Source organism: Paracoccus sp. Z118, from assembly GCF_019061185.1.
Classification (GTDB): domain Bacteria; phylum Pseudomonadota; class Alphaproteobacteria; order Rhodobacterales; family Rhodobacteraceae; genus Paracoccus.
Genome location: NZ_JAHQZU010000004.1, coordinates 122,085 through 144,709, shown reverse-complemented (window position 1 = coordinate 144,709; position 22,625 = coordinate 122,085). Strand labels below are relative to the sequence as shown.

Genomic DNA, 22,625 nt, shown 5'->3' with positions numbered 1-22,625 from the left:
CGTCGGACGGAACGCGGCCGACAGAGGCGGTAAACCAACGATTTCAGGATTTCAGTGGTGAGCCCAACAGGATTCGAACCTGTGACCCACTGATTAAAAGTCAGTTGCTCTACCAACTGAGCTATGGGCCCAACACAGGGCGGTTGATTAGGGGCGGCGAAAGCGGGGGTCAAGCGAAAACTGACCGTGCCGCGGCGGAATCTCTGGTGAAATCGCGGGGCCGGCTCTATATCGCCGCCATGGACACAAGGCCCCCCTCCGGCCTGCCCTTCATGAAAATGCATGGGCTGGGCAACGACTTCGTCGTGATCGACCTGCGGCATGGCGGGGCGATGCCGGATGCCGACCTCGTGCGGCGCATCGCGGACCGGCAGTTCGGGATCGGATTCGACCAGCTCGCAACGATCCACGCGGATGATGGGGCGGACGCGAAGCTGACCTTCTTCAACGCCGATGGCTCGACCTCCGCCGCCTGCGGGAACGCGACACGCTGCATCGCCCGTTACCTGCTCGATGAAAGCGGGTCGGCGGCGCTGGTGCTGCGGACCGAGCACGGGCTGCTCGCGGCCGAGGATGCGGGCGGCGGCATCACCCGCGTCAACATGGGGCAGCCGGTGCTGGACTGGCAGTCGATCCCGCTTGCTCGCGATGTGGACCTGCTGCATCTGCCGATCGACGGCGATCCGGTCGCGACCGGCATGGGCAATCCGCACATGACCTTCTTCGTGGACGACGCGGCGAATTTTCCCGATTTCGAGGGATTCGGCGCCCGGCACGAGCTGCATCCGCTCTACCCCCAGCGCACCAATGTCGAGGTGGCGCAGGTCGTCGCGCCCGACACGCTGCGGCTGCGGATCTGGGAACGGGGGGTGGGCGTCACGCTCGCCTCGGGGTCCTGCTCCTGCGCCGCCGCGGTCGCCGCCGCGCGTCGGGGATTGACGGGCCGCCGGGTGCGGGTGCTGGTCGCAGGCGGCGAGCTTGAGATCGACTGGCGCGAGGATGGCGTCTGGCTCGCCGGGCCGACCGCGCATGTCGCCGACGGGGTGCTGAGGGCCGACTGGATCGCCAGCGGCAGCGAACGGCCATGAACGCAGTGCCGAAGCCCCCGGTGCTGGCCACGCTCGGTTGCCGGCTGAACGCCTACGAATCCGAGGCGATGCGCGAGATGGCGGAAGCTGCGGGCCTCGACGGCGCGGTGATCGTCAACACCTGCGCCGTGACGGCCGAGGCTGTCCGCAAGGCCCGGCAGGAGATCCGCCGCCTTTCGCGCGAAAACCCCGGCGCGCCGATCATCGTCACCGGCTGCGCGGCCCAGACCGAGCCGGAAACCTTCGCCGCCATGCCCGAGGTCGCCCGCGTCGTCGGCAATGCCGAGAAGATGCAGCCGGCGACATGGCAGGTCCTCGCCGCGCCCGATTTCGGGACCGAGCGGGTGATGGTGGACGACATCATGTCGGTGCGGGAAACCGCCGGCCACCTGATCGACGGCTTCGGCCGCCATCGCGCCTATGTGCAGGTCCAGAACGGCTGCGACCACCGCTGCACCTTCTGCATCATTCCCTATGGCCGGGGGAACTCGCGATCCGTTCCGGCGGGGGTCGTGGTCGAGCAGATCAAGCGCCTGCGGGATCGCAGCTTCAACGAAGTGGTGCTGACCGGCGTGGACCTGACCTCGTGGGGCGCGGATCTGCCGGGGGCCCCGCGGCTGGGCAATCTGGTGCGGCGCATCCTGCGGATGGTGCCGGACCTGCCCCGCTTGCGGATTTCCTCGATCGATTCGATCGAGGCCGATCCCGACCTCATGGAGGCGATCGCCACCGAGCCCCGGCTGATGCCGCATCTGCACCTGTCGCTTCAGCATGGCGACGACCTGATCCTGAAGCGGATGAAGCGCCGCCATCTGCGGGGCGACGCCATCGCCTTCTGCGAGGAGGCGCGGCGGCTGCGCCCCGACATCGTGTTCGGCGCCGACATCATCGCCGGTTTCCCGACCGAGACCGAGGCGCATTTCGAGAATTCGGTGAAGCTGGTGCAGGATTGCGGGCTGACCTTCCTGCATGTATTCCCCTACAGCGCCCGCAAGGGCACCCCCGCCGCGCGGATGCCGCGCGTGTCCGGCCCCGCGATCAAGGAACGGGCCGCCCGGCTGCGGAGGGTGGGCGACGAGGTGCTGCGCGCGCATCTGCAAGCGCAGGTCGGCCGCAGCCATCGCGTCCTGACCGAAGGCCCGCGTCTCGGGCGGACGGAACAGTTCACCGAGGTCGCCTTCGACCGCGACATGCCCGAGGGATCGCTGCTCGACGTGGCGATCCGGGGCCATGACGGCGCGCGGCTGGTCGCCTGACGCACCCCGCTGCTGTGGCGCCCGCCCGCTGGGGCGGTTATGATCGTCCGCACGCCGCCAACCAAGGAAAACCTCATGACGACCGATCCCGAAACCGACGCCCGCGCCATCGAGGCCATGTCCTTCGAGGACGCCATGAAGGAGCTGGAGGCCACGGTCGGCAAGCTGGAGCATGGCGACGCGACGCTGGAACAGTCGATCGCGCTTTACGAACGCGGCGCGAAGCTGCGCGCCCATTGCGAGCAGCGCCTGCGTGAGGCCGAGGAGCGCGTGGAAAAGATCACTCTGGCCGCCAGTGGCGAGCCGCAGGGAACGACGCCGGTCGAGGGCCTCTGATGGAGGCCGCCCTGCCCGCGCATCTGCACGACCGGCTGACCGAGGTGCGGCTGGCCGTCACCTCGGCGCTGGACCGGGCGCTGGAACACCTGCCGCCGGGCGATCTGACCGACGCGATGCGCTATGGCTGCGTCGGCGGCAAGCGCATCCGCGCCTTTCTGGTGCTGGAATCGGCGCGGCTGCACGGGCTGGACGATGACGCCGCGATGCCGGTCGCGGTCGCGGTCGAGATGCTGCATGCCTACAGCCTGATCCACGACGACCTGCCCTCGATGGACGACGACGACCTGCGGCGGGGCATGCCGACCTGCCATGTCCAGTGGTCCGAGGCGACGGCGATCCTTGCCGGCGACGCGCTGCAATCGCTGGCCTTCGAGCAGCTCGCCGATCCCGCCATCGGCTCCGCCGAGGTGCGGATCGAACTGGTGCGCCGCTTTGCCGACGCGGTGGGCGCGCGCGGGATGGTCTGGGGGCAGATGCAGGACATCGCGGCGGAAACCGCCGACGCGCCGCTGGACCTTGCCGCGATCAGCGCCCTGCAACAGGGCAAGACCGGCGCCCTGATCGGCTTTTCCGCCACCGCCGGCGCGGTGATGGCGGGCGCGGATACGGCGGCGCTGGGGGATTACGCCCGCAGCCTCGGCCTCGCCTTCCAGATCGCGGATGACATTCTCGACATCATCGGCAGCGAGGAGGCCACCGGCAAGCGCGTCGGCAAGGACGCCGCAGCGGGCAAGGCGACCTTCGTGTCGCTGCTGGGGCTGGACGGCGCGCGAAAGACCGCCGCCGACATGGTCCGGCGCGCGGAAGCCGCATTGGAACCATATGCCGCCGCCGCGCGTCAGGAGGCGGCGGAAAACTTGCGGCAACTCGCCCGCTTCGTTATCCACCGCCAGACGTGACGAAGCCCCTCGCGGGATGAAGCCGCCCGAAAGGGGCACGCCACATGACCGATATCCCCAAGACCGACGCCCCCAGGACGGATGGACGCCCGGCCACCCCGATCCTCGACCGGGTGAGCCTGCCTTCGGACCTGAAGGCGCTGACCGACCGCGAGTTGAAGCAGCTTGCCGACGAGCTGCGGAGCGAAACCATCAGCGCGGTCAGCGTGACCGGCGGCCATCTGGGCGCGGGGCTGGGCGTCGTGGAGCTGACCGTGGCGCTGCACGCCGTGTTCAACCCGCCGCGCGACCGGATCATCTGGGATGTCGGCCACCAATGCTATCCGCACAAGATCCTGACCGGCCGCCGCGACCGCATCCGCACCCTGCGGATGGAGGGGGGGCTGTCCGGTTTCACCAAGCGCAGCGAATCCCCCTATGACCCGTTCGGCGCAGGCCATTCCAGCACCTCGATCAGCGCCGCGCTGGGATTCGCCGCCGCCCGTGACCTCGGCGGCGCGCCGGGCGACGCCATCGCGGTGATCGGCGACGGCGCGATGAGCGCGGGCATGGCGTTCGAGGCGCTGAACAACGCCGGCCACATGGGCACGCGCATGTTCGTGATCCTCAACGACAACGAGATGTCGATTGCCCCGCCGACCGGCGCGCTCTCCACCTATCTGACCCGGCTCTACACGCGCGGCTCGTTCCAGGATCTCAAGGCCGCCGCCAAGGGCGCGGTCGGCCTGCTGCCCGAACCTTTGCAGGAAGGCGCGCGGCGTGCCAAGGAAATGCTCAAGGGCATGACCATCGGCGGCACCTTGTTCGAGGAGCTTGGCTTTTCCTATGTCGGCCCAGTCGATGGGCACGACCTCGACCAGCTTCTGCCGCTGCTGCGGACCGTGAAGGCGCGGGCGACGGGTCCCGTGCTGATCCATGCCGTGACGAAGAAGGGCAAGGGCTACGCCCCGGCCGAAAACGCCGCCGACCGAGGCCACGCCCGCGCCAAGTTCGACGTGGTGACGGGCGAGCAGGCCAAGGCGAAGTCCAACGCGCCCAGCTATACCTCGGTCTTCGCCAGGTCGCTGATCCGGCAGGCCGAGACGGACGAGAAGATCGTCGCCATCACCGCCGCAATGCCGGACGGGACCGGCCTCAACCTGTTCGCCGAGCGTTTCCCGCGCCGCTGCTTCGACGTGGGGATCGCGGAACAGCACGCGGTGACCTTCGCGGCGGGACTCGCGGCGGGGGGGATGAAGCCGTTCTGCGCGCTTTATTCCACGTTCCTGCAGCGCGGCTACGATCAGGTCGTGCATGACGTGGCGATCCAGCGCCTGCCCGTCCGCTTCGCCATCGACCGCGCCGGGCTGGTCGGCGCGGACGGCGCGACCCATGCGGGCGCGTTCGACATCGCATTCCTTTCCAACCTGCCGGGCATGGTCGTCATGGCCGCCGCGGACGAGGCGGAACTGGTCCACATGGTCGCCACCGCCGCCGCGCTGGACGACCGCCCCAGCGCCTTCCGCTTTCCGCGCGGCGAGGGCAACGGCGTCGAGCTGCCCGAACGCGGCACTCCGCTGGAGATCGGCCGCGGCCGGATCATCGCGGAGGGCGCGCGGGTGGCGATCCTGTCCTTCGGCACCCGTCTGGCCGAGGTGATGCGCGCCCGCGAGGCGCTTGCGCAGCGCGGCGTCGCCCCCACGGTGGCCGACGCCCGCTTCGCCAAGCCGCTGGACCGCGACCTGATCCTGCGGCTTGCGCGTGACCACGAGGCGCTCATCACCATCGAGGAGGGCGCGGTCGGCGGCTTCGGCAGCCACGTCGCGCAGCTTCTGGCGGACGAGGGCGTCTTCGACCACGGCCTGAAGTTCCGCAGCATGGTCCTGCCGGATACGTTCATCGACCACGCCTCGCCCGAGGCCATGTATCGCGCCGCCGCGATGGACGCCCCGCAGATCGAGGCGAAGGTGCTGGAGGTGCTGGGCGTCGCCACCATGGAACGGCGGGCGTGAACGCATCCGCGAGGCCGGGGCGGGACCGCGCCGAGAACGCCTGATTGCGGAAGCTGCGGCGATCCGGGCTCTGCGGGTGGAGCAAACAGGCCTCTGGCACGAGGCTTCGCCGGAGCGGTAATCCGACGCCCCATGCCTCTGCGCCAGAATGGAGCATCCGCGTAACAGGGCCGCGATCCAGGTCCGCATGACGGCTTGCACCCTCGCCACTCTGGCACCCGCCCCGCGCGCGGCCTAAACAGCGCCGCATGACCCGGAACACGCACCCCCTCGCCCACCCGCATGATCCGCACCGCATCACCCGCTCGGGTTGGCTGCGCGCCGCCGTGCTGGGGGCGAATGACGGGATCGTGTCGGTGGCCTCGCTGATCGTCGGGGTGGCGAATGCGGACCCCTCGCCGGGGGCCGTCACGGTGGCTGGTGTGGCGGGGCTGGTCGCCGGGGCGCTGTCGATGGCGGCGGGGGAATATGTCAGCGTCAGTTCGCAGTCCGACATCGAGCGGGCCGACATCAGGCGCGAAAAGCAGTCGCTGCGCGCCCAGCCCGAGATCGAGCTGGAGGAGCTGATCCATATCTACGAGGCGCGCGGCCTTGCCCCCGACACCGCCCGGCTGGTCGCGGTGGAGCTGACAGAGCATGACGCGCTCGGCGCGCATCTGCGCGACGAGCTGGGCCTGCACGACATGCACGCCGCAAACCCGCTGCTGGCGGCCATCGCCTCGGCGCTGACCTTCGGCGGCGCGGGGGCGGTGCCGCTGCTGGCGGCGCTGCTGGCCCCCGAGGGGCGGCTGGTCCCGGTGGTCTGGGTGGTGACGCTGCTGGCGCTCGCCGCGCTGGGGGCGCTCGGGGCGCGGGCGGGGGGTGCGCCGCTGGGGCGGGCTGTCGCACGTGTGATCCTGTGGGGCGGCTTTGCGATGGCAGTGACGGCGGCCATCGGGCATCTTTTCGGCATCGCCGCCTGACAAACCGGAGCCATGATGCTGCGCCCGATCCTGCTGACCCTCGCCCTCGCCTTCGCGACCCCCGCGCTTGCCACACAGGAATACATCCTGCCGACGCTGTTCGATGTGACCGGAGTCGCCGCCAGCGACGTGCTGAACATCCGCGAGCGGCCCGACGCCTCCTCGCCCGTGATCGGCGAGCTGGCGCCGGATGCGAGGGGCGTCGAAGTGGTCGCCGAGCGGTCGGGCTGGGCGCAGGTGAATGCCGGCGAGCGGTCGGGATGGGTCAGTGCCCGTTACCTCATGTATCGCACCGATGTGTGGGAGCCGGGCGCTCTGCCCCCCAATCTGCGCTGCATCGGGACCGAGCCATTCTGGGGGCTGACGCAGGAGGCGGGCGGGATGGTGTTTTCCACGCCCGACGGCGGCGAGCGGGCGATGGAATTGCGGACCGTCATGGATGACGGGCATTTCCGCAGCCCGGTGCGCGGGCTGATCGCCGGGGATTCGCAGGGGCGGCTGACCGCCGTGATCCGGCCCGAGCAGTGCAGCGACGGGATGTCGGATCGCCGCTACGGGCTGTCGGGAACGCTGATCCTGGACGGCTCGGGCCAGTCCTCGCGCATGTTTAGCGGCTGCTGCCTGATCGGGAACTAACCCGCTTCGGCGGCGAGCAGCGCCGCAAGCCCGCTGCGGTAGTCGGGATGAAGCAGGCGCACGCCAAGCTCGTCCTTGATGCGGTCGTTCCGCACCCGCTTGCTTTCGGCATAGAAGCTGCGGGCCATCGGCGTCATCTCGGCAGAGGCGAAATCCTCGGCCGGTGGCGGCGGCAGGCCGCAAAGCTGCGCGGCATGGGCCAGCACGTCCTGCGGCGGGGCGGGATCGTCGTCGCAGACATTGTAGATTCCGCCCGGCCGGGGCTGCGCGATGGAGGCGGCCAGCACCTGCGCGATATCCTCGGCATGGATGCGGGAAAAGACCTGGCCCGGCTTGATGATGCGGCGGGCGGTGCCGTTGCGCACCTTCTCGAACGGGCCGCGGCCGGGGCCGTAGATGCCCGCAAGGCGGAATACATGCAGCGGCAAGTCGTGGGCCTGCGCCAGTTCGCGCCACGCTGCCTCGGCGGCGACGCGCTGCTGGCCGCGCCGGGTGGACGGGGCGAGGTCCGAATCCTCGTCCACCCAGTCGCCGCCCCGGTCGCCATAGACGCCGGTGGTGGAGAGATAGCCGAGCCAGCGCGCAGGGCTGGCGGCGATGGCCTCCGAAAGATCGCGCAGGACCGGATCGCCCGCCTCGTCCGGCGCGATGCTGACGAGGATAGCGTCGGCGCGGGCAAGCTCGGCCCGCAACAGGCCACCCTCGCCCGGCCAGAGCAGCGGCGCGGCCCCCGTGGCAGCCATGGCGGCGGGATCGCCGCGCGTGGTGCCGGTGACCTGCCAACCCTGCGGCACCAGACGCCGCGTCAGGAACCCCGCCGAATAGCCGTGGCCGAGGACGACCAGCCTCACGCCATGATCTCGGCGGCCATGGCAAAGCTGCGAAGGCGCAGCTCGGGGTCGTGGATCATCCCGGTCAGGACCATCTCCTCGGGCTGGTAGCGGGCGGCGAAGGCGTCCAGCTGAGCCTTCACCGCATCGGGCGCGCCCACCGCGCTGATACGCAAGGTCGCATCCACGCTCGGCTGGTGCTGCGGCGGGATATGCGCGGCGAGATCGTCCACCGGCGGGGGAAGCTTGCCGGGGCCGGTGGTGCGGAGCCGGTAGAAGTTCAGCTGCTGGCTCGTGAACAGGCGCCTGGCCTCGGCGTCCGTGTCGGCGGCGATCACGTTGACCGCCAGCATGAAGCGCGGCGCATCGCCCCAGGGGCCGGGCTGGAAACGGTCGCGGTAAAGATCGACGGCCTGATCCAGCGCGTCGGGCGCGAAATGCGAGGCGAAGGCGTAGGGCAGCCCCAGCGCGGCGGCAAGGCTCGCCCCGTAAAGCGACGAGCCGAGGATCCAGACCGGCACGTTCGTCCCCTCGCCCGGATGGGCCGACACCGCAGCGCCATCCCGTTTCGGCCCGAGATAGGACAGCAGTTCCACCACGTCGTTGGGAAAGTCGTCGTTGCGCGACTGGCCCCGGCGCAGCGCGTGCATCACCATCGCATCGCCCCCCGGCGCCCGGCCGAGGCCGAGATCGATCCGGTCGCCGTGGATCGTGGCCAGGGTGCCGAAATCCTCGGCCACCGCCAGAGGGGCGTGGTTCGGCAGCATGATGCCGCCCGCGCCGACGCGGATCGTGCTGGTGTGGTTGGCGATGTGGTTGATCAGCACGGCGGTCGCGGCGCTGGCGATGCCGGGCATGTTGTGATGCTCGGCCAGCCAGAACCGCTTGTAGCCCTGCGCTTCCGCCGCCTTCGCCAGCCGGACGCTGTTCTCGATGGCGGTGCGGGCGTCCGATCCTTCGGACACCGGGGCAAGGTCGAGGACCGAGATATCCATGTGCGTCTCCTGTGTTTGCAGGGAGATAGGCGCGGCGGGCCCGTCTTGCCAGTGTCGCGGGGGGATGCGACAGTCGCGGCCAGCGTGTAGGGAGCCCGGCGTGACGGGAATGGAGGGGCGGATGAACGGCAACGCACGGCTGCTGCCGGTCGAGACGCCCCCCGCCGTGGAGCGCAGGTTCTTCGATGACCCGGTGGCGGCGGTGGACCGGCTGGTCGAGCTCTACGACCGCAGCTCGGCCTTTCTGCTGGACCGCTTCCTGGAGACGCTCGCGGGGGGCGAGCCGGCGGCCCGGTTCCGCGCCTTCTACCCGGAAGTGCGGCTGACCACCGCCCTGCACAGCCAGACCGACGCGCGCGTCTCGTTCGGTCATGTCGCCCTGCCCGGCAGCTATGTGGCGACGATCACCCGCCCCGATCTTTACCGCGACTATCTGGTGCAGCAGATCGGGCTGCTGATCCGCAACCACGGCGTGCCCATCGCCATCGACGACAGCGACACGCCGATCCCGGTGCATTTCGCCGTCGCCACGCGCAGCGATCTGAACGTGCCGCAGGAAGGCGTGCTGCGCTATTCGCTGCGCGACGTCTTCGACGTGCCCGACCTCGAGACGATGAACGACGACATTTCCAACGGCACCGCCGGGCCGAACCCGGATGGCAGCATGCCGCTGGCGCCGTTCACCGCGCAGCGGGTCGATTACTCGCTGGCGCGGCTGGCCCATTACACGGCGACCGCGCCCGAGCATTTCCAGCGCTTCGTGATGTTCACGAACTACCAGTTCTATGTGGACGAGTTCGAGGCTTTCGCCCGCACCGCGCTGGCCGACCCGGACAACGGCTACATCGCCTTCGTCGGTCCCGGCAACAGCGTGCTGGAGCGGCCGGACGAGGTGATCGCCACCGGCGCCAAGATCCCGCAGATGCCCGCCTATCACCTCAAGCGCGCGGATGGGGACGGGATCACGCTGGTCAATATCGGCGTCGGCCCGTCCAACGCGAAGACCGCGACCGACCATATCGCGGTGCTGCGGCCCCATGCGTGGATCATGGTCGGCCACTGCGCCGGGCTGCGCAACAGCCAGCGGCTGGGCGATTACGTGCTGGCCCACGCCTATCTGCGCGAGGATCACGTGCTCGATGACGACCTGCCCGTCTGGGTGCCGCTGCCGACGTTGGCCGAGGTGCAGGTGGCGTTGCAGGACGCGGTGGCCGAGGTCACGCAGCTGGAAGGCTTTGATCTGAAGCGGATCATGCGGACCGGCACCGTCGCCACCATCGACAACCGCAACTGGGAACTGCGCGACACGCCGGTGCATCGGCTCAGCCTCAGCCGGGCCATCGCGCTGGACATGGAAAGCGCGACCATCGCCGCCAACGGGTTCCGCTTCCGGGTGCCCTACGGCACGCTGCTCTGCGTCAGCGACAAGCCGCTGCATGGCGAACTGAAACTGCCCGGCATGGCGACCGACTTCTATCGCACCCAGGTCGCAAGCCACCTGCTGATCGGCATCCGCGCGATGGAGAAGCTGCGCGAGACGCCGGTGGAGAGGCTTCACTCGCGCAAGCTGCGCTCATTCCAGGAAACCGCGTTCCTTTAGGGCGGGGCCATCAAGGCGCGGGATGCGGCCGAGAATCGCCTTTGATGATGAAAAATACTTGAAATACACGTCAAAACCCTGTGTAGCAGGATAATCCACCCTATCGCGGTCCCGAAAATAAACGGAACCCGGGACAACAGGAGACCACCCGATGGCCAATACCCCCGCAGCCGCCAAACCTATGACCAAGACCCAACTGGTGGCCGCACTCGCGGACGAGATGGGCAGCGACAAGAAGACCGCCACCTCGGCGCTCGACGCGCTGCAATCGATCGTCAGCCGCGTCGTCGCCGAAGGCGGGGCCGTCACCCTGCCGGGGATCGGCAAGGTCGCCTGCCGCGCCCGCCCCGAGCGGATGGTCCGCAACCCGCAGACCCAGGAAATGATGCAGAAGCCCGCCGACAAGGTCGTGAAGGTCACGATCGCCAAGGGCCTGAAGGATTCGGTCAACGCCTGATCCGGCGCAGGACTGCCTGACGATGGGGTCGTGCCAAGGCGGCGCGACCCTTTTGCATTGCTGACCGCAAAGTCCGGGGAGGAGCGAGGCGGATGAAACTTACGGTGGACGAGATCCTCGAACAGGCGGGCGCGGGCAGGTTCCAGCGCCGGCTGCTGGCGATCTTCGGGCTGGTCTGGGCGGCCGACGCGATGCAGGTCGTGGCGGTGGGCTTCGCCGCCGCCTCGATCGCGGCGGAGTTCGGCTTAAGCACGGCGCAGGCCGCGCAGCAGACGGGGACGCTGTTCTTCCTGGGGATGTTCCTTGGCGCCGCGCTGTTCGGCCGCATCGCGGACCGGATCGGCCGCCGCAACGTCCTGCTGCTGACGGTGGCCTGCGACGCGGTGTTCGGCCTCGCCTCGGCCTTCGCGCCCTCGTACGAGGCGCTGCTGGTGCTGCGGTTCCTGACCGGCATGGCGGTGGGCGGCACGCTGCCGGTGGATTACGCGATGATGGCCGAATTCCTGCCGCCGAAGAACCGGGGCAAATGGCTGGTCTGGCTGGAAGGATTCTGGGCGGTCGGGACGCTGATCGTGGCGCTGACCGCATGGTATGCGGCGGCGACGGGGATCGCGGCGCCGTTCCGGCTGATCTATCTGGTCGCCGCGCTGCCGGCGATGATCGGGATCTTCATGCGGTTCTGGGTGCCGGAATCGCCGATGTTCCTGATCCGCAAGGGCCGCAAGGAAGAGGCGCGGGCGGTGCTGAACCGGGTGCGGGTGACGAACGGCGCCTCGGTGCTGCCGCAGGGGGTCACGATCTCCACCCCCGCGCCGGTGAAGGGCGAAGGACTGTTCAAGGGCGGCATGGCGCGGACCACCATCGCGGTGATGGCGCTGTGGTTCCTGGTCTCGGTGTCCTATTACGGCGTGTTCGTCTGGCTGCCCGCACGCCTCGCGACCGAGGGTTTCGGCTTCGTGCGCGGCTACGGCTTCCTCGTGCTGCTGGCGATCGCGCAGCTGCCCGGCTACGCGCTGGCCGCTTGGGGGGTCGAGCGGCTGGGCCGCAAGATCACGCTGCAACTGTTCCTGCTGATCTCGGCGGCGGGCTGCATGGCCTTCGTGCTGGCGGGCACGCCGATCATGGTCGCCGTCTCGCTGCTGGTGATGAGCTTTGCGCTGCTGGGCACCTGGGGCGCGCTTTATGCCTTCACGCCCGAGCTTTACCCGACGACGCTGCGCGGCACCGGAATGGGCACGGCGGGCGCGATGGCGCGGCTGGGCGGCATTATGGCCCCCAGCCTGATGCGCAGCGTGGTCGAGCGGGACTTCGCGCTCGCCATCGCGCTGTTCGCGGGATTCCTGCTGCTGGCGGCGCTGGTCACGCTGATGATCGGACGCGAGACGCGCGACGCCTCGATCCTGTGAGGCCATGAAGAAAGCCGGCGCGCAGGGTGCGGGCCGGCTTTCGCGATCTGCGGGGAGGAAAGGCCGGTCAGGCCGCCGTCATCCCTTCAGACGAGGCGAAGAACATCGCCTGGCTGACGGCCGAGCGGACCTGCTCTTCGCTGTAGGGCTTGGAGATCAGGAACGCCGGCTCCGGCCGGTCGCCGGTCAGCAGCCGTTCCGGGAACGCGGTGATGAAGATCACCGGAAGGTCACCGAGGCTGGTCAGCAATTCGTTGACTGCGTCGATCCCCGACGAGCCGTCCGCAAGCTGGATGTCCGCAAGGATCAGGTCGGGCCGGCGGTCCTCGGCCAGTTGGATCGCGGCGGAATGGGTGCGGGCGATGCCCGTGACCTCATGCCCCATCGCCTGCACGATCCCCTTGAGATCCATGGCGATGATGGTCTCGTCCTCGATGACCATGACGCGGCCGCGGATGGCGCGGCCCATCTCGTTCAGGGCGATCTGGACCAGTTCCTCGGCCTCGTCCTGGTCGATCTGCATGACCTCGGCGATCTGGTCGTAGCGCAGCTCTTCGATGGTGCGCAGGAGCAGCGCCTCGCGCGAGTTCGGGGTCAGGGTGCGCAGATGCGACTGGGCCTGCGCCTCGCGGGCGCTCTGGTTTTCGGTATCGACGGGCTGGCCCGAGCTCTGCCAGATGGCATGGAAGGCGCGGAACAGAGAAATCCGGGTATCGTCGCCCGACGCCATGCTGCGGTCGGCGAGAATGGCTTCCAGCGTGGCGGCGGCATAATTGTCCCCGGCCCGCTGGGTGCCCGTCAGCGCACGCGCATAGCGGCGCAGATAGGGCAGTTCGCGTCCGATGGATTGGGCAAGATCTGCAGCTGACATGAAAGCCTCAAAAATTGGTCGTTCCTGGGAACCGTTGCTGATACCTAACCGTTGGCCGACGTGCACACAAGATTTCCGGGAAGTAAGATACAGCATGAACGTGAGGCGTGAAGACACCAAGCGCGCCGCCTTGGAAAAGCAGATCGATGAAAATCTGCGGCGGGTTTACGAGCAGGATACAGCTCAGGAGGTGCCGGACAGATTCCTGGCGCTGCTTGAAAAGCTGCGCGGTCAGGAATGACCATGCACCGCAAGGCGACACCGGAGCGGAACCTGTCCAAGGCCGCCGATCCGCGGGATGAGCTTGTCGAGCATCTGCCGGCGCTCAGGGCCTTCGCACTGTCGCTGACGCGCGAGGGGGCGGCGGCGGATGATCTTGTCCAGGACACGATCGTCAAGGCGTGGACCAACATGGACAAGTTCCAGGTCGGAACGAACCTGCGCGCGTGGCTGTTCACCATCCTGCGCAACACATTCTATTCCGCGCGCCGCAAGACCCGGCGCGAGGTCAGCGACACGGACGGCATCCACGCCGCGCGGCAGGCCACCCGGCCCGACCACGACGGGCGGCTGGCGATGAACGATTTCCGCGTCGCCTTCGACAAGCTGCCCGACGAGCAGCGCGAGGCGCTGATCATGGTGGGCGCCTCGGGCTTTTCCTACGAGGAGGCGGCCGAGATGACCGGCGTCGCCGTCGGCACCGTCAAATCGCGCGCCAACCGCGGCCGCCGGAAGCTGGCCGAGCTGCTGCACCTGAAGGACGGCGAGGAATTCGAGATGACCGACCGCGCAACGATGGCGGTGATGGCGAACAACCCCGTCTCGCGGTAAGGCGAGGCATGGCGCGCCTGCCGGATCAGCTTCAGTTCACCCGCGGCCTCGGCTTCCGGCTGGCGATGCTGCTTTCGGTGGCGATCCTGCCGATCGGGCTGATCTCGCTGGTGCAGACGCTGAACCTGTCGCAGGCCGCCGAACGCGCCGCCGAGCTGGCCCTGATGGGCCGCACCTCGTCCGCCGCCGCGGGCGAACGGGCGCTGCTTCAGACCGCGCTGGGGTCCGCAGAAGCGCTGGGACCTGCCGTGCTGGAGACGCTGGACGACCCGCAGGCCTGTTCGACGATGCTGGAGACCTTCGTCCAGAACAACGCGAGCTATGTCTATGCCGGCTTCACGCGGCTGGACGGCTTTGCAAGCTGCACCTCGCGCAACGACGGCACCCACGATCTGCGGCAATCGCCGCATTACCGCGCCTTCATGGCCAAGCCTCGGACCGTGATCACCGCCTCGTCACAGGGCATGGTGTCGGGCATGTCCGTGGTGATTGTCTCGCAGCCGCTTCATCGGGGCGACGAGCTTCTGGGCTATGTCGTGACCTCGATGCCGCAGGAACTGATGCGGGCCACGCATGATCCGATGAGCGGCAGCACCGGGGCCCGGATCCTGACCTTCACCTATAGCGGGCAGGTGATTTCGACCGACATGGTCGAAGGCACGATCATCGAAATGATGCCGCAGAACTCGACCTTGCAGTCGCTGGTGGAGCGCACCGACACGACCTTCCGCGAAACGGCCAACTCGGGCGAGCGGCGGCTGTTCACCGTGGTTGCGGTCGTGCCGGGGCTGGTCTATGCGCTGGGTAGCTGGAACCCGCGTTCCGCCGGGGTCGGGAACCTCGCGCTGACCCGGTTCACGGGGGTCCTGTTTCCGCTGGCGCTGTGGGCGGTCTCGCTGGCCGTGGCGTATTTCGCGGTCTATCGGCTGGTGCTGCGCCATATCCGCGAGCTGCGCGGCCAGATGCGCCGTTTTGCCATCGGCGACCGGCGGAAACCGCCCCGTGTGCTGAAGGACGCGCCCGCCGAGATCGCGGATGTGAGCCAGACCTTCCACGACATGGCCCGCATCCTGATCCGCGACGAGGCGGCGATGGAAACGGCGGTGCAGGAAAAGACGGTGCTGCTGAAGGAGGTGCATCACCGGGTCAAGAACAACCTGCAGCTGATCGCCTCGATCATCAACATGCAGGGCCGCGTCATCACCGACACCGACGCGAAGAAGGTCCTGCGCTCGGTCCAGGACCGGGTCGCCTCGATGGCGACGATCTATCGCAATCTCTACCAGGCCGAGCATCTGGACTCGGTCGAGGCGGACCGGCTGATTTCGGACATCATCAACCAGATGGTGAGCGCCTCGGTCGCGCCGGGGTCCGGGCTGAAGGTGGAAGCGAGCCTCGAACGCCTGACGCTGCTGCCCGACCAGGCGGTGCCGCTGACGCTGCTGACGACCGAAGCCTTCACCAACGCGCTGAAATACGCCGAGCCCGACGCAAGCGGCGCCTATTACCTGCGGGTGTCGCTGACGCGACATGGTGCGGGGCACGCCCTGCTGGAGGTGGAAAACTCAATCGGTCCGGCGACCCACCCGCCGGTCGAGGGGACCGGCTTGGGCGGGCAGCTCATCGAGGCCTTTGCCCTGCAACTCGACGGCGACGTGACGATCGACGTGACGGAAGACAGCTATTCCATGAAGCTGCTGTTCGAGATGCAGGAGGACGTGGCCCTGCCCGGTGAGGAAGTCGCGCGGCGGGTGGTTCTGACCTCTGCCGCGCGCGGGAACGCCCGGCACTAGCTCCCTCAGCCGTCGCGGCGGGGGGCGGTGCTGCTCATCAGCGCGCGGGCGCGGCGGACCGCGATGACCCGGCGACGGCGGGCGAGTTCCACGTTGATGAGCGCGCCCAGCATGATCGAGAAGCCCGCCAGATAGAACCACATCAGCAGCGCGATCACCGCGCCGATTGACCCGTAGATACGGTTGTAGCTGTTGAAGCTGCCCAGATAGGTCGAGAACAGGAACGACGCCCCGGCCCAGGCCATGGCCGCGAACAGCGCGCCCCAGGTGAAGATCGGCGTGCGCGGGGTCTGCACGTTCGGGCCGTAACGGTAGATGATGCCGATGCCGGTGATGACGATCAGGAACATCGCGGCCCAGGGTGCGGCGCTGATGAGCCAGCTTCGCATGTGGCTCACTTCGAGGAAGTTCAGCGCCAGCGGGACGATGACGATGGTCGCAAGACCCATCAGCACGACCCCCACGATGGCCAGGGTCAGCACATAGGCGAGGATGAAACCGAAGATCGTCGGGTGCGAGCGGACGCCGTAAGCGGCGTTCAGCCCCCGGACTAGCGCGTCCACCCCTGCCCGCGCGGCGATGGTGGCGATCAGGAACGAGATCAGCGAGGCCCAACCGAGCTGCGTCCGCCCGCCTGCCGTCAAGGCATCGACCTGGCTGTGCAGGATCGCCGCGGCCTCGGGGGGCAGGAACTCGTCCATGACCCGATCATACTGGTTGATGATCGCGGGATCGAACCACAACCCCCACAGCGCGATGATCGCGGCCATGCCGGGAAACACCGCGAACATGGCATAGAACGCGACCCCGGCCGCGATCAGGCCCATGTGGATCTTGTCCATCCGCTCCATCACGTCGGCGAGGAAGACCCGAATGTCCTTCAGCTGTTCGATCATGCCCGCCCGCGCCGTTGCACGTGAAGCATCGCCGCTTTGGGGGTGCAAGGCAACTGCCCGCCGGACCCGCCTGTCAGGTGAGGCGCAACCACACGGCCTTCTCGCCCATGCGGGCGACGAAGGCGGCATGGGCCTGGGTCTCGGCTTCGGTGAGGCGGGGCGGAAGCGGCCGGGGCCGTGCGCGGCGCGGGGTCATCACGAGGACCGTGGCGCCGGGCTCCGTTTCCGCCGCAGGGGCGTCCAGCACGAGGTCGGGCTGACGGCCGCCGATCAGCTCCAGATAGACCTCGGCCAGCAATTCGCTGTCGAGCAGCGCGCCGTGAAGCTCGCGGCCGGAGTTATCGACGCCGAAGCGGCGGCAGAGGGCGTCGAGCGAAGCCGGCGCGCCGGGAAATTTCTGCCGGGCCATCGCGGCGGTGTCCACGGCACGCGCGCCGTGAAGCGGCGGATGACCACAGCGGCGCAGTTCGGCGTTGAGAAAGCGGAAGTCGAAATCGGCGTTATGGGCGATCATCGGGCAGTCGGTGCCGATGAAGGCCAGGAACTCGGCCACCACGCCCCCGAACCGGGGCTTGTCGCGCAGGAACTCGTCGCTGAGGCCGTGAACGGCCATCGCCTCGGCCGGCATGGCGCGGTCGGGGTTCAGGTAGACGTGGAAGCGGTTGCCCGTCGGCAGGTGGTTGATCAGCTCGACCGCGCCGATCTCGACCACGCGGTCGCCGGTGGCGGGGTCAAAGCCGGTGGTTTCGGTGTCGAAGACGATTTCGCGGATCATGCTTGGCGGCCCTGACGGCTGAGGATGTCGGCGATGATGGCATCCACCGCCTTCTCCGCCGCGTCAAGGCTGTGCGAGGGGATGATCCAGTCGGCGCGGGCGCGTTTTTCCGCCTCGGGCAGTTGACGCGACAGGATCAGGTCGAGCGTTTCCGCGGTCATGCCGGGACGGGCGAGCACCCGTGCGCGGCGGGTTTCCTCGTCAGTGCTGACGACAGCGACGCCGTCCATCTGCGACTGGCTGCCGGTTTCGAAGAGCAGCGGGATGTCCACGAGGACGATCGGCACCGCCGCGTTGTCGCGGATGAAGGCGGCGCGGTCGGCTGCGACGAGCGGGTGGACGATGGATTCGAGCCGCGCGAGCGCCGCAGGATCGGCGGCGAGAATGGATTTGAGGGCGGAACGGTCCACCTGGCCGTCGCGGATCGCAGCGGGGAAGACCTCGCCCACCGGCTGCACCGCGGCGCCGCCGGGTGCGTAGAGGCGATGGACCGCCGCGTCGGCGTCCCAGACCGGGACGCCGCGCCCGGCGAACATCGCGGTGGCGGTCGATTTCCCCATACCGATTCCGCCGGTCAGGCCGAGCACGAAGCTCATGCCAGAACGGCCCGGCGAAGCTCGTCGTCGACCTCGGGGCGGTGGCCGAACCAGCGCTCGAAACCTGGCGCGGCCTGGTGGAGCAGCATGCCGAGACCATCGACGGTCCGGCAGCCGCGGGACCGCGCGTCGATCAGGAAGGGCGTGTCGAGCGGGGTGTAGACCAGATCGGTGACCAGCGCGCTGGGGGACAGCGCGTCCAGCGAGATCCGCAAAGGCGGGCGGCCGGTCATGCCCATCGAGGTCGCGTTCACCACCGTGGCAGCCCCGTCCAGCATGTTGCCGATCTGCACCCAATCATGGACGACCAGCCTTGCGCCGAACTCGGCCCGGAGCTGGTCGGCGCGCAGGCGCGTGCGGTTGGCGATGCGGATCTCCGGGACGCCGGTTTCCAGCAGCGCCGCCACGACGGCCCGCGCCGCCCCGCCTGCCCCGATGATCGCGGCCGGGCCGAGTTCGGGCACCCAGTCTGGTGCATTCTGGCGCAGATTGGCCATGAACCCGTGGCCGTCGGTGTTGTCGGCGTGAAGGCGGCCGTCCGGGCGAAAGATCAGCGTATTCGCCGCACCGATCAGCGCGGCGCGGTCGGTGACCACATCGGCGAGCGCGAGCACGGCCTCCTTGTGGGGAATGGTGACATTCGCGCCGACGAAGCCGGCCTTGGGCAGCATGTGCAGGACGCTGCCCAGATGTTCGGGCATGACCGGCAGCGGCACGTAATGCCCGGCAATACCGTAGCGTTTCAGCCAGTGACCATGCAGCGCCGGCGAGCGGGAATGCGCGACGGGCCAGCCGATGACTCCGGCCAGGGGGATGCGTTCTGGTTCAGGCGGCGTCGTGGGGTCGGTCATGTCATATCGTGCGGGTTCTTTCGCGGGATCATCGGCGGGCTGGGGGGTGGTGGCAAGCCGGGCTGTCCATGGATCTGTGGAAAACCGCGGTCGAGTTGCGGGGACGGAGCAGGCCCAGGTGTCGGTTCCGCGATTTCGAGCGGATCGGCGGGACAGTCAGAGGCGGTTATCCACAACGGGACAGTATGGGCGGCGCAGCTGGTAGAACCGTGAAACGAGGGAAATATCCACAGGGTGCTAGCAGGGTCAAGCCATTGAAGTTGTTTTCGCTTCACGTGAAGCGAAATGTTTATCCGCGTCTCGTCCACATGCTGAAAACCCTGTGAGGAAGTCTCGCGACGGCGGAGGATTCAGACTCCCACAGGGCCTATAACATCATCTTCCTTCTATACTCTTCTTTATCTTATGAAGGGTCGCAAAGGAGACATCGATGTCCGACCTGCTCTATGCTGCCTATCCTTACGTGAAATCCTTCCACGTCATGTCGGTCATCGCGTGGCTGGCCGGGTTGTTCTATCTGCCCAGGCTGCTGGTCTATCACGCCGAGCGCGCGGGCAACTCCGGCGAGATGGTCGAGACCTTCCGCATCATGGAGCGCAAGCTGATCCGCCTCATCATGAACCCGGCGATGACGGCGACCTGGATCTTCGGCCTGACGCTGGTCTTCACGCCGGGGCTGGTGGACTGGTCGATGATCTGGCCCTGGACGAAGGCCGCGGCGGTTCTCGGGATGACCTGGTTCCACCACTGGCTCTCGCGTCAGCGCAAGATCATGGCCACCGAGCCGGCGCCATTTCCCGGACGCACCTACAGGATGATGAACGAGGTGCCGACTGTGTTGATGGCCGTAATCGTGCTGTCGGTGATCGTGAAGTTCTGACGCGCGGCCGGGTTTGACTCGGCAGAGCGATTCGGTGTATCCGGCTTTCGTCCGCCGTCCGGTGGATTTTTCCACTTGAACTACTGGTCCGACTTCGCCCCGGTGACGGGTTCGTCCGGCCAACGATTGGTGACGAGATGAGCGACGAGCGCCTTAACCTGTTCGACCTGAAGGCCAAGACTCCGGCCGACCTGCTGGCGATGGCCGAGGAATGGGAGATCGAGAACGCCTCGACCATGCGCAAGGGCGAGATGATGTTCTCGCTTCTGAAGGAGCATGCCGAGGACGGGATCGAGATTGGCGGCGACGGCGTCCTCGAGGTCGTTCAGGACGGCTTCGGCTTCCTGCGCTCGACCGAGGCGAACTACCTGCCCGGCCCTGACGACATCTATGTCAGCCCCGACATGATCCGCCAGCACGCGCTGCGCACCGGCGACACGGTCGAGGGCGTGATCCGCGGCCCCGGCGAAAACGAGCGTTATTTCGCGCTGACGAAGGTCGAGAAGATCAACTTCGAAAGCCCCGAGAAGGCGCGCCACAAGGTCGCCTTCGACAACCTGACGCCGCTTTATCCTGACGAACGGCTGAAGATGGAACTGGACGATCCGACGGTGAAGGACCGCTCGGCCCGGATCATCGACCTGGTGGCGCCGATCGGCAAGGGGCAGCGCAGCCTGATCGTCGCCCCGCCCCGCACCGGCAAGACGGTGCTGCTTCAGAACATCGCGCATTCGATCGCGCGCAATCACCCCGAATGCTACCTGATCGTGCTGCTGATCGACGAGCGGCCGGAAGAGGTCACCGACATGCAGCGCTCGGTCAAGGGCGAGGTCGTGTCCTCGACCTTCGACGAGCCGGCGAGCCGCCACGTCGCGGTGTCCGAGATGGTGATCGAGAAGGCCAAGCGGCTGGTCGAGCACAAGCGCGACGTGGTGATCCTGCTGGACTCGATCACCCGTCTGGGTCGCGCTTTCAATACGGTGGTGCCGAGCTCGGGCAAGGTGCTGACGGGCGGCGTCGATGCGAACGCGCTGCAACGGCCCAAGCGGTTCTTCGGTGCGGCGCGGAACATCGAGGAGGGCGGCTCGCTGACCATCATCGCAACGGCCTTGATCGATACGGGCTCGCGCATGGACGAGGTGATCTTCGAGGAGTTCAAGGGCACCGGCAACAGCGAGATCGTGCTGGACCGCAAGGTTGCGGACAAGCGCGTCTTTCCGGCGATGGATATCCTGAAATCCGGCACCCGCAAGGAAGAGCTGCTGGTGGATCAGAAGGACCTGCAGAAGACTTATCTGCTGCGGCGCATCCTGAACCCGATGGGCACCACCGACGCGATCGAGTTCCTGAACTCGAAGCTGAAGCAGACGAAGAACAACGCCGATTTCTTCGACTCGATGAACGCCTGAGGATGATGTGGACACGATCCACGCCGAATCGACCCCGCCTGGGCGCGGGGGCATTTCTGTCGTTCGCCTGAGTGGGCCGGAGGCGCGGCGGATCGCGGAAGACCTGGCCGGCCCTCTGCCGCAGGCGCGACACAGCTATCTTCGGCGGATCGTGAGCGACGGACAGTTGATCGACCATGGGCTTGTTGTCCGTTTCGACGCGAGAGCGAGCTTCACGGGCGAGGATGTCGTTGAGTTTCACCTGCATGGGGCGCCGATCATTTCACGACTGTTGCAGGAAGCGGTCGCGGCTCGGGGCGCGCGCCATGCCCTTCCTGGTGAGTTTACGCAGCGCGGATTTCTGAACGGCCAGCTTGGCCTCTCGGAGGCGGAGGCACTCTCCGACCTGCTCGCGGCGGAAACGGAATCGCAGCATCGGCAGGCGATCCGCGTGGCGGATGGCGCGTTGCAGGAGTGGGCTGTGCAGCTTCGCGGGAAGCTGGTCCGCGCGGGCGCCCTGATTGCCGCCTCCATCGACTTTGCCGATGAGGATGTGCCGGAGGATGTGCCCGCTGAAGTGTTCACCTTGCTTGATGAGGTGAGGGACTCCATCAAGGCTCAGCTGGACGGTTTTCCGGCGGCGGAACGTCTGCGCGACGGTTTCGAGGTTGCACTGATCGGCCCGCCGAATGCGGGAAAATCCTCGCTGTTGAACGCAATTGCGCGGCGGGAGGTCGCGCTGGTCACGCCGGTGGCGGGAACGACACGGGACGTTCTGGAGGTGCGCATTGATCTTCGCGGACTCGCGGTGACGTTCCTCGATACGGCGGGACTGCGTGAGACCGCTGATCATGTCGAGCGATTGGGAATCGACCGGGCGAACCAGCGTGCGGCGAGTGCGGATCTGCGGGTGCACCTGTCCGAAGATGGACGGGCGGTGAAAGAGCTTCTGCAGAGCGGCGATGTCGTGATCACGTCGAAATCCGATCTGCGAGAGGGTGACGTTTCCGCCATCACCGGCGAGGGTGTCGTCGCCCTGCTCGACCGCATCCACGATATCCTGCGTGCGCGGGCGGCGGCGGCGGACATGGTAACGCGCCAGCGTCAGGCGGATGCCCTGCGGCGGGCCAGCGCTGGGTTGCAGGTCAGTCCCTCAGACCCGCCGGAAATCGTCGCGGAGTCGTTGAACATAGCGGTCAATGGTCTGCGGGAAGTGGTTGGCGAAACGGGGGTGGAGGACTATCTTGACGAAGTCTTCTCGGCCTTTTGCATCGGAAAGTAGTTT

23 protein-coding genes and 1 tRNA gene are annotated in these 22,625 nt (G+C 67.7%); 16 read left to right on the top strand and 8 right to left on the bottom strand.

The features are described 5' to 3' along the window. Positions 1–55 precede the first annotated feature (55 nt). Positions 56–131 (bottom strand) — tRNA-Lys (locus tag KTN05_RS04760). 141 nt (positions 132–272) lie between these two features. Here KTN05_RS04760 and dapF point away from each other — a divergent pair. The 7 genes from dapF to KTN05_RS04725 all read left to right on the top strand — a co-directional run bounded on the left by dapF (position 273) and on the right by KTN05_RS04725 (position 7,171). After that, positions 273–1,088: a diaminopimelate epimerase gene (gene dapF, locus KTN05_RS04755; protein ID WP_217328237.1), complete on the top strand. Its 816-nt coding sequence runs from the start codon at positions 273–275 to the stop codon at positions 1,086–1,088. Next, positions 1,085–2,344, top strand: coding sequence for a tRNA (N(6)-L-threonylcarbamoyladenosine(37)-C(2))-methylthiotransferase MtaB (mtaB, locus tag KTN05_RS04750; protein WP_217328236.1), 1,260 nt, complete (start codon positions 1,085–1,087; stop codon positions 2,342–2,344). The genes dapF and mtaB overlap by 4 nt, the downstream gene beginning before the upstream one ends. A 75-nt stretch (positions 2,345–2,419) precedes the next feature. Continuing rightward, entirely contained in the window at positions 2,420–2,680 is a 261-nt protein-coding gene (locus KTN05_RS04745) for an exodeoxyribonuclease VII small subunit (protein ID WP_217328235.1), read from the top strand. Then, on the top strand, positions 2,680–3,582 hold the full coding sequence (locus KTN05_RS04740; RefSeq protein WP_217328234.1) for a polyprenyl synthetase family protein: 903 nt from the start codon (positions 2,680–2,682) through the stop codon (positions 3,580–3,582). Before KTN05_RS04745 ends, KTN05_RS04740 begins: the two co-directional genes overlap by 1 nt. Positions 3,583–3,626: 44 nt before the next feature. Next, positions 3,627–5,573 carry a 1-deoxy-D-xylulose-5-phosphate synthase gene (dxs, locus tag KTN05_RS04735; protein WP_217328233.1) on the top strand — a complete coding sequence of 649 codons (1,947 nt, stop codon included), beginning with the start codon at positions 3,627–3,629 and terminating at the stop codon, positions 5,571–5,573. 248 nt (positions 5,574–5,821) lie between these two features. Next, entirely contained in the window at positions 5,822–6,535 is a 714-nt protein-coding gene (locus tag KTN05_RS04730; RefSeq protein WP_217328232.1) for a VIT family protein, read from the top strand. Positions 6,536–6,550: 15 nt separating this feature from the next. Next, entirely contained in the window at positions 6,551–7,171 is a 621-nt protein-coding gene (locus KTN05_RS04725; RefSeq protein ID WP_217328231.1) for a COG3650 family protein, read from the top strand. Here the strand turns inward: KTN05_RS04725 and KTN05_RS04720 are convergent. Continuing rightward, positions 7,168–8,022, bottom strand: coding sequence for an SDR family oxidoreductase (locus KTN05_RS04720; RefSeq protein WP_217328230.1), 855 nt, complete (start codon positions 8,020–8,022; stop codon positions 7,168–7,170). The genes KTN05_RS04725 and KTN05_RS04720 overlap by 4 nt on opposite strands. Then, entirely contained in the window at positions 8,019–8,996 is a 978-nt protein-coding gene (locus KTN05_RS04715; RefSeq protein WP_217328229.1) for an LLM class flavin-dependent oxidoreductase, read from the bottom strand. The genes KTN05_RS04720 and KTN05_RS04715 overlap by 4 nt, the downstream gene beginning before the upstream one ends. Before the next feature lie 121 nt (positions 8,997–9,117). On the opposite strand from KTN05_RS04715, the gene KTN05_RS04710 reads away from it, so the two are divergent. The 3 genes from KTN05_RS04710 (at position 9,118) to KTN05_RS04700 (ending at position 12,459) form a co-directional block, all read left to right on the top strand. After that, complete coding sequence (locus KTN05_RS04710; RefSeq protein WP_217328228.1) at positions 9,118–10,596, top strand: AMP nucleosidase; 1,479 nt, start codon at positions 9,118–9,120, stop codon at positions 10,594–10,596. Between the two features lie 151 nt (positions 10,597–10,747). Then, on the top strand, positions 10,748–11,053 hold the full coding sequence (locus tag KTN05_RS04705; RefSeq protein ID WP_217328227.1) for an HU family DNA-binding protein: 306 nt from the start codon (positions 10,748–10,750) through the stop codon (positions 11,051–11,053). Positions 11,054–11,145: 92 nt separating this feature from the next. Next, positions 11,146–12,459 (top strand): MFS transporter, encoded by a 1,314-nt coding sequence (locus KTN05_RS04700; protein WP_217328226.1) that lies wholly within the window; start codon positions 11,146–11,148, stop codon positions 12,457–12,459. Positions 12,460–12,526: 67 nt separating this feature from the next. Here KTN05_RS04700 and KTN05_RS04695 read toward each other — a convergent pair whose 3' ends face one another. Further along, complete coding sequence (locus KTN05_RS04695; RefSeq protein WP_217328225.1) at positions 12,527–13,330, bottom strand: response regulator; 804 nt, start codon at positions 13,328–13,330, stop codon at positions 12,527–12,529. A gap of 94 nt (positions 13,331–13,424) precedes the next feature. Between KTN05_RS04695 and KTN05_RS04690 the strand changes: the two genes are divergently transcribed. The 3 genes from KTN05_RS04690 to KTN05_RS04680 are packed head-to-tail and all read left to right on the top strand — an operon-like array spanning position 13,425 to position 15,954. Further along, on the top strand, positions 13,425–13,571 hold the full coding sequence (locus KTN05_RS04690) for a NepR family anti-sigma factor (RefSeq protein WP_217328224.1): 147 nt from the start codon (positions 13,425–13,427) through the stop codon (positions 13,569–13,571). Next, the gene (locus KTN05_RS04685) at positions 13,568–14,161 is read left to right on the top strand and encodes an RNA polymerase sigma factor (RefSeq protein WP_217328223.1); all 594 of its coding nucleotides are present in this window, start codon (positions 13,568–13,570) and stop codon (positions 14,159–14,161) included. Before KTN05_RS04690 ends, KTN05_RS04685 begins: the two co-directional genes overlap by 4 nt. A gap of 8 nt (positions 14,162–14,169) precedes the next feature. Further along, the gene (locus tag KTN05_RS04680; protein ID WP_217328222.1) at positions 14,170–15,954 is read left to right on the top strand and encodes a histidine kinase dimerization/phosphoacceptor domain -containing protein; all 1,785 of its coding nucleotides are present in this window, start codon (positions 14,170–14,172) and stop codon (positions 15,952–15,954) included. 5 nt (positions 15,955–15,959) lie between these two features. Here KTN05_RS04680 and KTN05_RS04675 read toward each other — a convergent pair whose 3' ends face one another. The 4 genes from KTN05_RS04675 to KTN05_RS04660 form a co-directional block, all read right to left on the bottom strand. After that, positions 15,960–16,850, bottom strand: a complete 891-nt coding sequence (locus KTN05_RS04675) for a YihY/virulence factor BrkB family protein (protein WP_217328221.1) — start codon at positions 16,848–16,850, stop codon at positions 15,960–15,962. A gap of 73 nt (positions 16,851–16,923) precedes the next feature. Beyond that, complete coding sequence (gene dnaQ, locus KTN05_RS04670; RefSeq protein WP_217328328.1) at positions 16,924–17,622, bottom strand: DNA polymerase III subunit epsilon; 699 nt, start codon at positions 17,620–17,622, stop codon at positions 16,924–16,926. Continuing rightward, entirely contained in the window at positions 17,622–18,221 is a 600-nt protein-coding gene (coaE, locus tag KTN05_RS04665; protein WP_217328220.1) for a dephospho-CoA kinase, read from the bottom strand. The genes dnaQ and coaE overlap by 1 nt, the downstream gene beginning before the upstream one ends. Further along, positions 18,218–19,072: a shikimate dehydrogenase gene (locus tag KTN05_RS04660; RefSeq protein ID WP_217328219.1), complete on the bottom strand. Its 855-nt coding sequence runs from the start codon at positions 19,070–19,072 to the stop codon at positions 18,218–18,220. The genes coaE and KTN05_RS04660 overlap by 4 nt, the downstream gene beginning before the upstream one ends. 430 nt (positions 19,073–19,502) lie before the next feature. Here KTN05_RS04660 and KTN05_RS04655 point away from each other — a divergent pair, with 430 nt between their 5' ends. The 3 genes from KTN05_RS04655 (at position 19,503) to mnmE (ending at position 22,622) form a co-directional block, all read left to right on the top strand. Further along, complete coding sequence (locus tag KTN05_RS04655; protein ID WP_217328218.1) at positions 19,503–19,952, top strand: CopD family protein; 450 nt, start codon at positions 19,503–19,505, stop codon at positions 19,950–19,952. A gap of 137 nt (positions 19,953–20,089) precedes the next feature. Next, entirely contained in the window at positions 20,090–21,361 is a 1,272-nt protein-coding gene (gene rho / locus KTN05_RS04650) for a transcription termination factor Rho (RefSeq protein ID WP_217328217.1), read from the top strand. A gap of 7 nt (positions 21,362–21,368) precedes the next feature. Further along, entirely contained in the window at positions 21,369–22,622 is a 1,254-nt protein-coding gene (mnmE, locus tag KTN05_RS04645; RefSeq protein ID WP_217328216.1) for a tRNA uridine-5-carboxymethylaminomethyl(34) synthesis GTPase MnmE, read from the top strand. Positions 22,623–22,625 lie beyond the last annotated feature (3 nt).

Bases quoted from the DNA above. Each gene is read 5' to 3' on its own strand.
- dapF (WP_217328237.1), top strand. From the start codon at position 273: ATGAAAATGCATGGGCTGGGCAACGACTTCGTCGTGATCGACCTGCGG.
- mtaB (WP_217328236.1), top strand. From the start codon at position 1,085: ATGAACGCAGTGCCGAAGCCCCCGGTGCTGGCCACGCTCGGTTGCCGG.
- KTN05_RS04745 (WP_217328235.1), top strand. From the start codon at position 2,420: ATGACGACCGATCCCGAAACCGACGCCCGCGCCATCGAGGCCATGTCC.
- KTN05_RS04740 (WP_217328234.1), top strand. From the start codon at position 2,680: ATGGAGGCCGCCCTGCCCGCGCATCTGCACGACCGGCTGACCGAGGTG.
- dxs (WP_217328233.1), top strand. From the start codon at position 3,627: ATGACCGATATCCCCAAGACCGACGCCCCCAGGACGGATGGACGCCCG.
- KTN05_RS04730 (WP_217328232.1), top strand. From the start codon at position 5,822: ATGACCCGGAACACGCACCCCCTCGCCCACCCGCATGATCCGCACCGC.
- KTN05_RS04725 (WP_217328231.1), top strand. From the start codon at position 6,551: ATGCTGCGCCCGATCCTGCTGACCCTCGCCCTCGCCTTCGCGACCCCC.
- KTN05_RS04715 (WP_217328229.1), bottom strand. From the start codon at position 8,996: ATGGATATCTCGGTCCTCGACCTTGCCCCGGTGTCCGAAGGATCGGAC.
- KTN05_RS04710 (WP_217328228.1), top strand. From the start codon at position 9,118: ATGAACGGCAACGCACGGCTGCTGCCGGTCGAGACGCCCCCCGCCGTG.
- KTN05_RS04705 (WP_217328227.1), top strand. From the start codon at position 10,748: ATGGCCAATACCCCCGCAGCCGCCAAACCTATGACCAAGACCCAACTG.
- KTN05_RS04700 (WP_217328226.1), top strand. From the start codon at position 11,146: ATGAAACTTACGGTGGACGAGATCCTCGAACAGGCGGGCGCGGGCAGG.
- KTN05_RS04695 (WP_217328225.1), bottom strand. From the start codon at position 13,330: ATGTCAGCTGCAGATCTTGCCCAATCCATCGGACGCGAACTGCCCTAT.
- KTN05_RS04690 (WP_217328224.1), top strand. From the start codon at position 13,425: ATGAACGTGAGGCGTGAAGACACCAAGCGCGCCGCCTTGGAAAAGCAG.
- KTN05_RS04685 (WP_217328223.1), top strand. From the start codon at position 13,568: ATGACCATGCACCGCAAGGCGACACCGGAGCGGAACCTGTCCAAGGCC.
- KTN05_RS04680 (WP_217328222.1), top strand. From the start codon at position 14,170: ATGGCGCGCCTGCCGGATCAGCTTCAGTTCACCCGCGGCCTCGGCTTC.
- KTN05_RS04675 (WP_217328221.1), bottom strand. From the start codon at position 16,850: ATGATCGAACAGCTGAAGGACATTCGGGTCTTCCTCGCCGACGTGATG.
- coaE (WP_217328220.1), bottom strand. From the start codon at position 18,221: ATGAGCTTCGTGCTCGGCCTGACCGGCGGAATCGGTATGGGGAAATCG.
- KTN05_RS04660 (WP_217328219.1), bottom strand. From the start codon at position 19,072: ATGACCGACCCCACGACGCCGCCTGAACCAGAACGCATCCCCCTGGCC.
- KTN05_RS04655 (WP_217328218.1), top strand. From the start codon at position 19,503: ATGTCCGACCTGCTCTATGCTGCCTATCCTTACGTGAAATCCTTCCAC.
- rho (WP_217328217.1), top strand. From the start codon at position 20,090: ATGAGCGACGAGCGCCTTAACCTGTTCGACCTGAAGGCCAAGACTCCG.